A 12806-nucleotide genomic window follows, 5' to 3' on the forward strand; every position below is an offset into this window, starting at 1 on the left:
TCTGTCGATGATCGCTGTTATCTTGTGATTTCGCTTACACCAAATTACATGAATCTTCATTATTCTAGGTAATATCTGATGTAGCTTTATTCACCTATGAAGAATATATCCCATCCCATAATTTCTGGTCTTTTTACCAAAAGTATTACTCAAGTTATTCCCTCTTGTAGCATTTCTATTTTAGTGTTATCCGGCTACTTTTCGGTTGTTTTGGGAGGGCTAATGATTGGATTCGGAGGTGCTTTAGTTTATCAATCTTTACGCCCTAATACTCAAGAAAATTTAGAGGGAAAACTGCTCAGCAAATCGGAAATAATAGAACAACTTTAATCTTCTCCTAAGTCTGGCCATAAAAGCCGTAAAGCCATCACAGCAAAACCAATAGCAGCTATCGCTTTTAGGACTTTTGTAGGCAAAAAATGAGCCACAGTCCCCCCAGCAATTACCCCTAAAAAACTGGCTAAAATTAAAGCAGTAATTGAACCGAAAAAGACAGCGCGGGGAGACTTAGAACTTCCCCCTAAAGCAATCGCTGCTAACTGACTCTTATCGCCAATCTCTGCTAAAAATACAGTAATAAAACTCAATCCAAATAGTTGCCAATCCATTTTTTTTACATCCCAATAATTAATAAATCTTGGTTAACTAATAACATCACCCATCAATAATCCAGTAATCAACAATAACAATAAAGCTACAGCTAAATCTAGGGTTTTTGGTGATAAACGACGAGCGATCCAATAACCAATTAATACCCCTAATAAACTGGTGGCAATTAACGCAGTTGCTGCCCCACAAAAAACAACCCAAGGAGACTGGGACTCTGCACTAATTAACAAGGTAGCTAATTGGGTTTTGTCCCCCATTTCGGCTAAAAATATCGTCAGAAAAGTGGAACTAAAAACTGTCCAAAAACTCCATGATTTGTCCTTGACAGATGATTCTTCTGTTGCAGATGATGAGGAAGGTTGATTTTCGGTTTCGACGGGTTTAATTATAGTCATATAGGGAAATTTTTCGGGACTCTTTTCATTTTAAGGTTATGGGCAAATTTCTTGATTATACTGCTGCATTTCCTCGCTTTCTTCCCCATAAACCCCTTCAATTTGTTCACGACAACAATCAATGGCAAACTCGTTAAATTCTGCCACGTCAATATCATACATCTGATGAAAAATTTCTGGTTGTACCCGACAAAAACGAGGTCGTTGTTCATAAATACGACATTTTCGAGTCTGATGCTCAAAATTGATACACCAACCGTCCTCCCCGACTAAACTTAAATAATGCTGTAATTCTTCGGGACTGAGATAATCCTCTAAATCAGGACGATCACTGGGATCTAGGTTACAGCAAGCCCCACACCCCGCTACACATTGCCATTCTTCTCGTTTGTTCATCCTGTTAATTGTCCTCTTGTAACAAAACTTTATATATTTTTATGTCTTTACCGAAAAACAAAGAAGCCTTCCCAGGTATTATAGATTATGGTTTTTGAGCATTGCAGCCCCTAAATATCATTCATTCGGTAAATTCAGGAGAACATAATGGAATTATTAGCCGCCCTCAATCTAGAACCGATTTTTCAATTAACCTTTGTCGCTTTGATCGTCATTGCTGGCCCCATTGTCATCTTTTTGCTGGCGTTTCGGGGTGGTGATCTCTAAAGACATGGGGTAATTCATACTCATTGTGCATTATGGATAGCTTCCTGATTTAAGGAGGCTATCCATAAATCCTAAAAGGTATTCTATGGTAATGGATTTTTGCACCTTCAATCATAAATGTCTTGGAGATCATTAGTTTTTTTTTCGGTGTTTTTAATGTTTATTGTAGAGAAAATTAACTAAAAATTTCCTAATATTCTCTACAATTTAACTTTAAAACTATTCTAAATCTACCCAAATACTACCATCTTCTACCTTAATGGGAAAGACGGGCAGGGTTTTTTCTTGAGATATCATGCCTAGAGCTTGTCCCACTAATGGAGGCCAAGGTGTCCATTCTTTAACTGCCCCAGTTTTGAGATCAAAAGCACTACGGTGGAATGGGCAAACAATAGCACATTCATCAGTAATTTTAGCTTTTTTCATGGGCAATTTCAGGTGAGGACAAGTATTACTTACTGCATATAATTGTCCTTGATGATTGAGTAATAATAGATTCTGGTTGCCAACTTTTACGACTTGACGAGAATCAGTCCCAAGGGCATCAGCCGCGATCACTTTTGTCCAACTCATCGTTAATAATTTCCCATTGATAATGTAAGTTACTTTAACATTTTTTGCTCACAATTTTAGCATTCTGTGATAAATTCCAAACAGCCCTGATTCCCATCTAATTCTACCTCAATCCCCACAGGTAAACAGGCATTAACCCCATCATGACCAAAGGGTAATTCAGACACCACAGGAATGCCCAGATCTCCCAGGCGATCGCGTAATACATCTTCCACTGTCCAACGGGAACTTTCTGAGGGGCGATCGCAACGACTAAACCGCCCCAAAGCAATGCCTTTAACCCCCTGGAATGCCCCCATTAACCGCCACTGCGTTAATTGACGATCAATGCGATAAGGGGCTTCTGCTACGTCTTCTAGGGCTAATATGACCCCTTCTAAGGAAGGTTGTAGGGGGGTTCCTAACAGGTGAGTTGCTACAGTTAAATTAGCAGGTAGTAACCGTCCCTTAACTTTACCGCCTCCCCACCCTTGACCTTGGAGGGACTCTAGGGGATGTCCTTGCAGGTAGTTAAATAATCTTTGCAGTGACCAATCGGGTTCTGTTGCTAAAGTAGTTAAGACGGGGCCATGAATGCTAGAAATGCCCACTTTGGCTAAATTCCAGAGTAATCCTGTAATATCAGAAAAGCCAATAACCCATTTGGGAAATTCCGCAAAAATTGCCCCCCAATCTCCATTTTCTAATAATCTGGCACTACCATAACCCCCTCTGGTACAAATAATGGCTTTCACTTCAGGGTTTTTCCAGGCTTGCAGTAGGGCTTCTCGACGTTGTTGATCTGTTCCCCCTAAGTAACCATAATGGGCGTTCCAGTGGCTTCCTAATTCTACTTGATAACCTTGCGATCGCCAAATTTCTAAGCCTTGTTCTAAGGCAACAAATTCTTTGAGTGCGCCACTGGGTGCTATTACTTGTACAATATCTCCAGGTTGGAGAAAGGGGGGAATTTTCCAAGGGTTAATCAATCGTTTTCTCGAAAATTTATGGTATTTTTCTGTTTATTAAACCACAAAATAAACCTTAACTTTAAAGTTGTTTAGTAGAATTTACCCAACCATAGTCTAACCAATCAAAAATACGTTCTAATTGGGATAAAGTAATTAATCCATAACGCCACAACAGCATGGGAAAGGAACTGTAGGGAAGTTCAGGATGACGTTGTACTAAGGCAATTGATTCCGCAGGAATGTCTAGTTCTTGCCGTAGGAAGTGGAGAAATCGTTGATGTTTATCGAAGCTATTCATGGACTATCCTCCTCTACCTAATGCTAGACTAGCCCGTTTGATTTAGACACCAGTGTAAGGTAGTCTGGATCAATTAACCTCCCCATAAAGGTTCACCCAAATGGGTGAAATTTACAAAGATCGATCTCATTTTCTGAGAAACCCAGTTAAATCACAAAGAAAGAATAAAAAACGGCAACTGACCGGATTCTAGATTACCTTTTGAGAAAGTCGGCTATTTTTAAGGAAATTTTTAGGGCCATGACCACAAATAACGAACAAGACAGAAACCGAGCAATTCAACAAGAAATTTTATCAGGACGGAAATTTTCGTTAGCGGAGGCAATTGGTAGGGAAGGAGGGGATTTTTTGAAGGGGGAATCTCCCGTTCCTAAGTTATTACAAGCTACCACAGAAATTAAGACATTTATTGCTCAAAATCTTCAAGATTCATCAGGGGCATTACAAATAATTTTACAAACTTGGGTGACGAATGATGAAGCAGGAGTCAGTCAATATTTAAACACACCTTTAGATGCGTTGCGTCAACTGCTCAAAACAATTCTTGATCATCCAGAATTACTTTATGAATTAGTCAGACAAGTTGATTTTAAATGGGGGCAATTGTATGATGAGCGTCCTTATTTTCAATCTCCAGGACAAACTCCTCATCCTGATGATGAATATACTCATGAATCTGTTAAAGCCATGTTGCTTACTCTTTTAAACACTTTAGAAACTTCTATAAATAGCTAAATTATTCAGTTATTATCTGGGTTGATCATCTTTAGGCGATCGCTTGCTTTATTAATCATTTTTACTTATTAATGAACAGACTATTAATCATTTATTTTGATGACTCTATTTGCTTAACAAAGCGTTACTCAGATCTAGTTTTTGTCAATTTTGCTAAAATTTGCCTGAAAATGAACTTTTTGCTTTTTTTAGAATGTGTTATGCTTATAGTAGATCGTAGAAATCTGTCTAAAAATAAGCCTCTAATCGCTGAAACCCTCTATATAGCGTTGTTTTTTGAGATTTTTTCTTTTTCCCTCTCTTAACATGATCACCAACTCAGCAGGGATTTTTGTTAATACATATTTACTGATAATGAGATTGATCAATAATGTTTTGAAGTGCAGAAATGGCAGATAAAACAATCGAGATGTCACGCTATTAGCTAATGCACTCTAATAGTAACTCATGTCTCGTACAATCATTTATAATTGCTAGATATATGATTAAAATAATAACATAATTAAGTGTTCTTTGCTCATGTCTCAAACCTTAATCGCTAACCTTGCTAATGCTTTTAAACCTGTTCCTTTACCTGCGGATAGTCCTTTATATGTGGATTTAAAGGCAGTGAGAGCAGATGCTGATATTTATCGGGATTTGGGTAAAAAAATTCTACGTTCTCCTCATGATCAATGTACCTATCAACTTTATGCTGGACATCGAGGAGGAAGAAGCTATTACTTCATACAACAAAGCATTAGAATTTAAACCTGATGAGGAATTATATATTAACAATCGAAATGAAGTATTAATGAAGATTAACCAGGGAGAGGAATAGAATCTTGATATTGAATAGCAGTTTTTAGCCATTGTTGCTTTGCGTCTAGAATATTATCCATTGCTTCTTGGAAGGTTTCTCCTGTAGAAATACAACCGGGTAAATCTTGAATCATAACCGTATAACCTCCTTCTTCTTCAGGAGAAAAAGTAATAGGATAGCTAAGAGTTAGATAATCTTCTAAGGTTTTGAGGTTAGGAATAGTCTTCATGGTTTTATTGATCTAATTAATTATAGGAGGCAAAATTAAAAATTAATTAGTAAATTGCCAAATTTCTGTAAATAAAAAATCATCAAAAGTTTTGATGTAATCTTTAAGCAAATTATCTGTTTGCATATTGGGTCTAATATCAAAATAATAAACACCATCAAGAGAGTTTAATTTGATTGTGTATCCTTTGAAATGTCCTGATAAAAATGTTGAGTTAATACCATAGCGTCCCTCTTTTCCTTTTCTTTGAACATCATTCAGAAAAATAGCAAAATGAGGAGTATCTGTATCCGTTAGACGATTGTAGAGAAATTTATCAACAAAGATTTTATCAAGGCGATCTTTACTTGAAGTCTTAACAGAACCTATTGCTCTAATTTTTTCATCTTTTTTAATCATTAGATCATGTTGATATTTCATCTTAAAAACTTCTTCACCCTCTATTTTAACAGGTATAGATGTCGTTCCTTCCATAACATCAATTCCAACCTCTAAAATAACTAATTTAATAAGACGTTCAAATAAATCTCCATTAATTTTTCTTGCTATATTTGAGCGTTTAGCAGGTAAAGCATCAAGAGTAGCACCGATTGATTGTTGAGTCGTGTAAATAAAATTATTTAATAATTGACGATTCTCTATAGTATTGAACTGTTGATTAGTAATGTTTTTAAGTAATCTTAAAAAATGTGCTTGTTGTTGCTCAAAATATTCAAAATACAACATAAGATTTGAATTAATGGGACGAGTTATGTTATAAGTTCCATCTTCCTTATATTGAAAAAATCTATAATGAGTCTCATTTTGTGAAACAATCACCGCTTGAAGATTATTTTTTATAAACTCTAAATACCTTAAAGAAAAATCAAAATAATCACGAATTTTCATAAAATTCTGTTTATCAGTAGCAGTCTCAAGTAATTGTTGTAAATTCATCTGATTGAAGTTCTTCTTTCTTGATTTTCACGATCAAAAGCAATCCATTCTTCTTGTGACTTATATATTATATTTTCCAGACGTTTAATAGCCCACTGATTGTATTCATTACAAATGTCACATCCTAGCCATTTTCTATTTAATTGTTCTGCGACAACTAGGGTTGTTCCCGAACCAGAAAAAGGATCAAGTATCAGATCATTTTCATTACTAGAAGCTAAAATTAATCGTCTTAATAATTCCTCTGGTTTCTGAGTAGGATGAGGTGTTTTTTCTTTCATCCCATTACAAGTTGTGGGAATTTCTAAAACATCTTTAGGTTTTGCCCCTTGGGGATGAGGAGTCCAATCATTATGGTTTTTTGAGTTGTTTCCATACTGGCTAGTTATTGCTTGGGGATGTGAAGGATATTTTAGGGTATGTTTTCCATAAGGTATTCTGACAGTATCGATATTAAAAGTAAAATCATTTCCTTTTCTGAGATGCAGAATACTTTCGTGAGAACGTCCCCAGTCTTTTCCTAAATTTGCCTTATTTTTATAATACCAAATCAACCATTTACATCGTTTAAAATATTTCATAGCAGGATGTTTTAAATCAGCTAAGATTTCAGTAAAGCCACAAACATATAAAGTCCCTGTCTTCGTCAAAATACGAGAAGCTTCTTTAATCCATTCCATTGACCACTCTATATATTGTTCTTGAGTTTCAAACTTATCCCAATCTGCTTTTTTAATATTATAAGGCGGATCAGCGACAATCAAATCAATACTTTCTTTTTCTAGAGATTTCAACCACTGGATACTATTACCTTGAAATAACTTTCCTGTTTCTTTTTGATACAATAATTCAAAAGCTGTATTTTGTTGTTTTAATTCAAATAATTCGCCTTTTATTCTAGGCTCAAATATAGATAATTGATGATTGATTGGTGCTTGATTTTTTCTGGGCATAGTTCAAGTTTTTACCTAATTTACCAATGTAATCGCGTTTATTTAAGAATACATCATTAAAAAATAATCGAGTTACTCCCCTAAATTACCAATTCCCGATACAATAAAACATTGCTGGCACTATAACCCCTATTTAACCCCATGACTGCACCTTTTACCCCCGAAGAAATTGCCGCAGAAGGACTCAAACCCCAAGAATATGAAGAAATAGTCAAACGTCTGGGCAGACACCCCAACAAAGCAGAATTAGGGATGTTTGGGGTCATGTGGTCAGAACACTGTTGTTACAAAAATTCTCGTCCTCTCCTCAAACAATTTCCCACGGAAGGCGATCGCATTTTAGTGGGGCCGGGAGAAAATGCCGGGGTTGTTGACTTAGGAGACGGATTAAGATTAGCCTTTAAAATTGAGTCCCATAATCATCCATCTGCTGTCGAACCTTTTCAGGGTGCAGCAACAGGAGTAGGAGGAATTTTACGGGATATATTTACCATGGGTGCGCGTCCTATTGCTACTTTAAATTCTCTGCGCTTTGGTAACTTGGAAAATGCCAGAAACAGACGAATTTTTGCGGGAGTTGTTGAAGGCATCTCACATTATGGTAATTGTGTCGGGGTTCCCACTGTTGGGGGAGAAATTTACTTTGATCCTGCTTACAATGGCAACCCGTTAGTTAATGCTATGGCTTTGGGTTTAATGGAGACTGAAGACATCGTTAAATCTGGTGCTTCAGGTATTGGTAATCCTGTATTGTATGTAGGGTCAACTACGGGTAGAGATGGCATGGGTGGGGCCAGTTTTGCTAGTGCAGAATTAACAGATAAATCAATGGATGATCGCCCTGCTGTTCAAGTTGGTGATCCCTTCTTAGAAAAGTCTTTAATTGAAGCTTGTTTAGAGGCATTTAAAACGGGTGCAGTAGTAGCGGCCCAAGATATGGGAGCAGCAGGAATTACTTGTTCTACGTCTGAAATGGCTGCAAATGGAGGAGTTGGCATTGAATTAGACTTAGATAAAATACCTGCGCGGGAAACTGGAATGGTTCCCTACGAATACTTATTATCTGAGTCCCAAGAACGAATGTTATTTGTAGCTAAAAAGGGCAGGGAACAGGAATTAATTGATATTTTTCACCGTTGGGGACTGCAAGCAGTAGTAGCAGGAGAAGTGATAAGTGATCCCATTGTGAGAATTTTGTTTAAGGGAGAAATTGCCGCAGAAATTCCCGCCAATGCCTTAGCCGATAATACCCCAATTTATCATCGGGAGTTGCTAGAAACGCCCCCAGAATACGCCCAAAAAGCTTGGCAATGGACAGAGGATAGTTTACCTAACTTTACAGGAGAAGGCATTGAAATTAAGGGAGAATTCAAAACCTGGAATGATATCCTTTTAACCCTATTAGATACCCCTTCTATTGCTTCTAAAAAATGGGTCTATCGTCAATATGATCATCAGGTACAAAATAATACCGTAATGTTACCTGGTGGGGCAGATGCAGCAGTTATTCGTATTCGTCCCATTGATGCTAAACCTGATAGTTGTAAAATAGGTGTTGCTGCTACAACTGACTGTAATTCCCGTTATGTTTATTTAGACCCCTTAGAAGGGGCAAAAGCTGCCGTTGCAGAAGCTGCAAGAAACTTAAGTTGTGTCGGTGCTGAACCCTTAGCAATTACTGATAATTTGAATTTTGGTAGTCCTGAAAATTCTATCGGATATTGGCAATTAGCTTTAGCTTGTCAGGGTATTTCTGAAGCTTGTCGAGAATTAAATACACCTGTTACGGGTGGCAATGTTTCCCTTTATAATGAGACAGTTGATAGCGCAGGAAAACCTCAACCAATTTATCCCACACCAGTCATAGGAATGGTGGGTTTAATACCAGATATTACTAAAATTTGTGGGCAAGGTTGGCAAAAAGAAGGAGATATAATTTATTTATTAGGGGTTGACCAAAAGCCAACTTTAGGCGCGTCAGAATATTTAGCTAGTCTTCATAATATTGTGTCAGGCAAACCCCCAAAGGTTGACTTTGATAATGAAATCTTTGTGCAAAAAGTATGTCGTGATGGTATTCGTCAAGGTTGGATAAAATCGGCCCATGATTGTGCAGAAGGTGGGTTAACTGTTGCTTTAGCTGAATGTTGTATTAGTGGAAATTTAGGGGCAGAAATCAAGCTTAATTCTGATAATAAGATGCGCTTAGATACTTTATTATTTGGGGAAGTTTGCAGTCAAATTATTGTCTCTGTTAGTCCTGAACATGAGGAAAGCTGGGAAACTTATCTACGTCAAAAATCAGCCAATAATTGGCAAAAAATAGGTCAGGTAACATCTAATAAACTAACTGTTGTCTTGTCTGATAATTCATTAGTTATTAATGTAGAAGTTAAGAAAATGATTGATGTTTGGTCAAATGCTATTGAAAGAAGATTAAAAAGTTAATTTGTTTAATAAATTCGGATAAAATGGATGATGTTATCCATATAAATCCTTATTGCCAAGTAGTGTATAAATGTATCATGAAGTTAGAAGTAGAATCGATCTAAATTGGAAAATCAAACAATGTCAAAAGTAACAGAGAATGATCTCAAACGACTAGAAAACTTGATAAATGACCGTTTTGATAGGTTAGAGGAGGGACAGAAAACTTTAGAAGATGGACAGAAAACTTTAGAAAAAGGTCAAACAGAGATCAAAGAAAGATTAGCTGTCATCGAAACTCGTCAAGCAGACTGGAAACCATCAATGGATAAAATCCCAGATTTAGCTGAAAAGGTAGGGGAACTGAAAAACTGGAGACAAATAGTAATTATCACGATAACAGCAACTATCAGTGGTTTAGTTGGTTGGGTGATTCGAGGAGGAACCCTAAAACCTTAAGCGCAACTAATGTTTTTTTCTTTCTCAAATGCGCTTAAGAACTTCCTCTATTGAGTCGGTAACAGTAACTGGTTCATTCATGGGTTAAACTCCTCAAGGAATATCTAAATCTAATATCCCATAATTACCCTTTTATTTTGATTTTGTCACAGAAAATTGTTGTAAAAAATGCTTGTCAAACTTGACTTTACATGATATTATATGGATAATGGAAAATCCGTGCGCTTATAACCCCTTGTTTCGGGCAGAAAAGAAGTCTTTGAAAACAGCAATATCTTGTCCTTGAGTTGGCGAAAATAAGGACTAGGGAAATAAGAGGCGATCGCATTATCTCAAACCCTAGCGCTATATATATTTGTACTCAATATTGAAATTTAGGATATTTGTTAGGATTAAGGTACTCCCAACTGGGTTAATCTCAAAAAAATCCAGGTGATCGCCCAAATAACTAAACCTGTCAATCCCTGGTAAGATTAAGTTAAATATTTGTTAAGAATTCTTTAATTATCCTCGCGCAACCTTCCCCTACCTATTCTCCCTAATGCTGCTTTCAGGAGTTAACCCCTAGCATGACTGCCCCAAAAAAACCTTACTTACCCGATCAATCATTAAATCACCCTCTTGATTATTCTGATCATCCCTCAGATAAACAGGAAGAAGCTTGTGGCGTTTTTGGGGTATATGCCCCCGAAAGACAAGTGGCTAAGCTTACCTATTTTGGATTATATGCCCTACAACATCGCGGCCAAGAATCGGCCGGTATTGCTACCCTAGATGGAGAGATCATACATTTACACAAAGACATGGGGCTAGTGTCTCAAGTCTTTAAAGAAGAAACCTTAGATCAATTAACAGGCAAATTAGCAGTCGGACACACTCGCTACTCTACCACAGGCTCAAGTCATAGAGCCAATGCTCAACCTGCTGTCCTCAAAACCCGCCTCGGCAATTTAGCCCTAGCACATAATGGCAATCTTGTCAATACCTTAGAATTGCGTCAAATCTTAGAAAAACGGGGTTGTGACTTCAATACTAGCACCGATTCCGAGATGATTGCAGTGGCGATCGCCCAGGAAGTAGATCAAGGTAAAGACTGGTTAGAAGCGGCCATTAGTTCCTTTCAACTTTGTTCTGGGGCTTATAGTTTAGTGATCGGAACCCCTCAAGGGATCATGGGTGTCAGAGATCCCCATGGCATTCGTCCTCTGGTTATTGGTATTTTAGACGGCGATCCTCTGCGTTATGTTCTGGCCTCGGAAACTTGCGGATTAGACATTATTGGGGCAGAATATTTGCGGGAGGTGGAACCAGGGGAACTGGTGTGGATCACAGAGGAGGGGTTAGCGTCTTTCCATTGGGCTGCCCAACCGCAACGAAAATTATGTATCTTTGAGATGATTTATTTTGCCCGTCCTGATAGCTGGATGCACGATGAGACATTGTATAGTTATCGGGTACGTTTAGGACACCAATTAGCTAAGGAATCTTGTGTAAAAGCGGATTTAGTGATGGGGGTTCCCGACTCCGGTATTCCTGCGGCGATCGGCTTTTCTGAGGTATCAGGTATTCCTTATGGAGAGGGATTGATTAAAAATCGTTATGTGGGACGGACTTTTATTCAACCGACGCAAAAGATGAGGGAATCTGGTATCAAAATGAAGTTAAATCCCCTCAAAGATGTTTTAAATGGTAAACGGGTCATCATGGTGGATGATTCCATTGTACGGGGAACAACCAGCAGCAAAATTGTTAAGGCGTTGCGAGATGCGGGGGCCAAAGAAGTACACATGAGAATTTCCTCTCCTCCTGTTACCCATCCTTGTTTTTATGGTATCGATACGGATAACCAAAGTCAATTAATTGCGGCCACAAAATCTGTTGAAGAAATCTGTCAACAAATTGGGGTTGACTCTTTAGCTTATTTAAGTTGGAAAGGAATGTTAGACGTAACAGGAGAAGATCCGAATAATTTCTGTTCTGCTTGTTTTACGGGAGATTATCCGATTAAGATCCCTGATACGGTGAAGCGTTCTAAATTGATCTTAGAAGAAGCTAAGGTTTAAGGGTTGTGTAGGGGCAATTTATGAATTGCCTCTACAGTTAATTATCTGATTTTTAGAGGATTTCTATGCTGTTAACTGATCCGAAAAAAGTAGATAGTGTTGTTCTGTATAATATTGGGTGGGAACAATTTGAAAATTTGTTGAAAGATTTAGGAAATACTCGTTCAGCTAGGATAGCTTATGATGATGGAATATTAGAACTCATGACTCCTTTACCTGAACATGAATATTTGAAAGAACGAATCAGCGATACGATTAAAGATGCGGCTGAAATATTAGAATTAGACTATGAATGTTTAGGATCAACCACTTGGAAACGGCAAATAAAAAAGGCAGGAATTGAACCAGATAATTGTTTTTATTTCCAAAATGAACCTTTAATTAGAGGTAAGTTAGTTTTTGATTTGAATCATGATCCTCCTCCTGATTTAGCTTTAGAAATTGATTTAACCAGTAAATCTATTAATCGCTTTCCTATTTATGCAAGGTTAGAAGTTCCTGAAATTTGGTGTTATGATTCTGGAGAATTAAAAATTTATCAGTTAGAGGAGGGAGGTTATTTTGAGAGAGAAAATAGTTTAATTTTTCCTGATTTAAAAATTCAAGAAATTCCCTCAATCATTAAAGTATATCGTCAAGCAGGGAGACGAATTTTCCGAAAAGCAGTTAGAGAATGGATAAAGAAACAATTAAACTAAGATGGGCAATACCCAC

17 protein-coding genes are annotated in these 12806 nt (G+C 37.3%); 8 read left to right on the forward strand and 9 right to left on the reverse strand.

Annotation, left to right across the window (positions count from 1 at the left end):
* The first annotated feature begins 96 nt into the window (after nt 1–96).
* Nucleotides 97–330, forward strand: coding sequence for a hypothetical protein (locus tag VB691_RS14360; protein ID WP_323292179.1), 234 nt, complete (start codon nt 97–99; stop codon nt 328–330).
* On the opposite strand, the gene VB691_RS14365 is transcribed toward VB691_RS14360, so the two are convergent.
* Genes VB691_RS14365 through VB691_RS14375 form a run of 3 tightly spaced genes read right to left on the reverse strand, consistent with a single transcriptional unit; the run spans nt 327 to nt 1400 of the window.
* Complete coding sequence (locus VB691_RS14365; protein ID WP_323292180.1) at nt 327–608, reverse strand: TMEM165/GDT1 family protein; 282 nt, start codon at nt 606–608, stop codon at nt 327–329. The genes VB691_RS14360 and VB691_RS14365 overlap by 4 nt on opposite strands.
* Before the next feature lie 33 nt (nt 609–641).
* Entirely contained in the window at nt 642–1004 is a 363-nt protein-coding gene (locus VB691_RS14370; protein WP_323292181.1) for a TMEM165/GDT1 family protein, read from the reverse strand.
* Between the two features lie 36 nt (nt 1005–1040).
* Nucleotides 1041–1400 (reverse strand): YkgJ family cysteine cluster protein, encoded by a 360-nt coding sequence (locus VB691_RS14375; RefSeq protein WP_323292182.1) that lies wholly within the window; start codon nt 1398–1400, stop codon nt 1041–1043.
* Nucleotides 1401–1547: 147 nt separating this feature from the next.
* Here VB691_RS14375 and psb30 point away from each other — a divergent pair, with 147 nt between their 5' ends.
* Nucleotides 1548–1667 carry a photosystem II reaction center protein Ycf12/Psb30 gene (gene psb30, locus VB691_RS14380; RefSeq protein WP_323292183.1) on the forward strand — a complete coding sequence of 40 codons (120 nt, stop codon included), beginning with the start codon at nt 1548–1550 and terminating at the stop codon, nt 1665–1667.
* A 219-nt stretch (nt 1668–1886) separates the two neighbouring features.
* Here psb30 and VB691_RS14385 read toward each other — a convergent pair whose 3' ends face one another.
* From VB691_RS14385 to VB691_RS14395, 3 genes are all read right to left on the reverse strand, one after another.
* Nucleotides 1887–2240 (reverse strand): Rieske (2Fe-2S) protein, encoded by a 354-nt coding sequence (locus VB691_RS14385; RefSeq protein ID WP_323292184.1) that lies wholly within the window; start codon nt 2238–2240, stop codon nt 1887–1889.
* 56 nt (nt 2241–2296) lie between these two features.
* Nucleotides 2297–3205, reverse strand: coding sequence for an LD-carboxypeptidase (locus tag VB691_RS14390; RefSeq protein ID WP_323292213.1), 909 nt, complete (start codon nt 3203–3205; stop codon nt 2297–2299).
* 64 nt (nt 3206–3269) lie between these two features.
* On the reverse strand, nt 3270–3488 hold the full coding sequence (locus VB691_RS14395; RefSeq protein WP_323292185.1) for a DUF2949 domain-containing protein: 219 nt from the start codon (nt 3486–3488) through the stop codon (nt 3270–3272).
* Nucleotides 3489–3728: 240 nt separating this feature from the next.
* Between VB691_RS14395 and VB691_RS14400 the strand changes: the two genes are divergently transcribed.
* On the forward strand, nt 3729–4223 hold the full coding sequence (locus tag VB691_RS14400; protein ID WP_323292186.1) for a hypothetical protein: 495 nt from the start codon (nt 3729–3731) through the stop codon (nt 4221–4223).
* 519 nt (nt 4224–4742) lie between these two features.
* The gene (locus tag VB691_RS14405) at nt 4743–4973 is read left to right on the forward strand and encodes a hypothetical protein (protein WP_323292187.1); all 231 of its coding nucleotides are present in this window, start codon (nt 4743–4745) and stop codon (nt 4971–4973) included.
* 50 nt (nt 4974–5023) lie between these two features.
* Here VB691_RS14405 and VB691_RS14410 read toward each other — a convergent pair whose 3' ends face one another.
* The 3 genes from VB691_RS14410 to VB691_RS14420 are packed head-to-tail and all read right to left on the reverse strand — an operon-like array spanning nt 5024 to nt 7143.
* The gene (locus VB691_RS14410) at nt 5024–5254 is read right to left on the reverse strand and encodes a type II toxin-antitoxin system HicB family antitoxin (RefSeq protein ID WP_323292188.1); all 231 of its coding nucleotides are present in this window, start codon (nt 5252–5254) and stop codon (nt 5024–5026) included.
* Between the two features lie 42 nt (nt 5255–5296).
* A complete protein-coding gene (locus VB691_RS14415) occupies nt 5297–6190 on the reverse strand; it encodes a hypothetical protein (RefSeq protein ID WP_323292189.1) in 894 nt (297 codons plus the stop codon).
* Complete coding sequence (locus tag VB691_RS14420) at nt 6187–7143, reverse strand: site-specific DNA-methyltransferase (protein ID WP_323292190.1); 957 nt, start codon at nt 7141–7143, stop codon at nt 6187–6189. Before VB691_RS14420 ends, VB691_RS14415 begins: the two co-directional genes overlap by 4 nt.
* 141 nt (nt 7144–7284) lie before the next feature.
* On the opposite strand from VB691_RS14420, the gene purL reads away from it, so the two are divergent.
* The 4 genes from purL (at nt 7285) to VB691_RS14440 (ending at nt 12790) form a co-directional block, all read left to right on the forward strand.
* On the forward strand, nt 7285–9591 hold the full coding sequence (purL, locus tag VB691_RS14425; RefSeq protein ID WP_323292191.1) for a phosphoribosylformylglycinamidine synthase subunit PurL: 2307 nt from the start codon (nt 7285–7287) through the stop codon (nt 9589–9591).
* Between the two features lie 120 nt (nt 9592–9711).
* Entirely contained in the window at nt 9712–10029 is a 318-nt protein-coding gene (locus VB691_RS14430; protein ID WP_323292192.1) for a hypothetical protein, read from the forward strand.
* Between the two features lie 569 nt (nt 10030–10598).
* Nucleotides 10599–12092 carry an amidophosphoribosyltransferase gene (gene purF, locus VB691_RS14435; RefSeq protein WP_323292193.1) on the forward strand — a complete coding sequence of 498 codons (1494 nt, stop codon included), beginning with the start codon at nt 10599–10601 and terminating at the stop codon, nt 12090–12092.
* A gap of 65 nt (nt 12093–12157) precedes the next feature.
* Complete coding sequence (locus VB691_RS14440; RefSeq protein WP_323292194.1) at nt 12158–12790, forward strand: Uma2 family endonuclease; 633 nt, start codon at nt 12158–12160, stop codon at nt 12788–12790.
* Nucleotides 12791–12806: the final 16 nt, after the last annotated feature.

It is taken from the genome of Crocosphaera sp. XPORK-15E (assembly GCF_034931425.1).
Lineage (GTDB): Bacteria > Cyanobacteriota > Cyanobacteriia > Cyanobacteriales > Microcystaceae > UHCC-0190.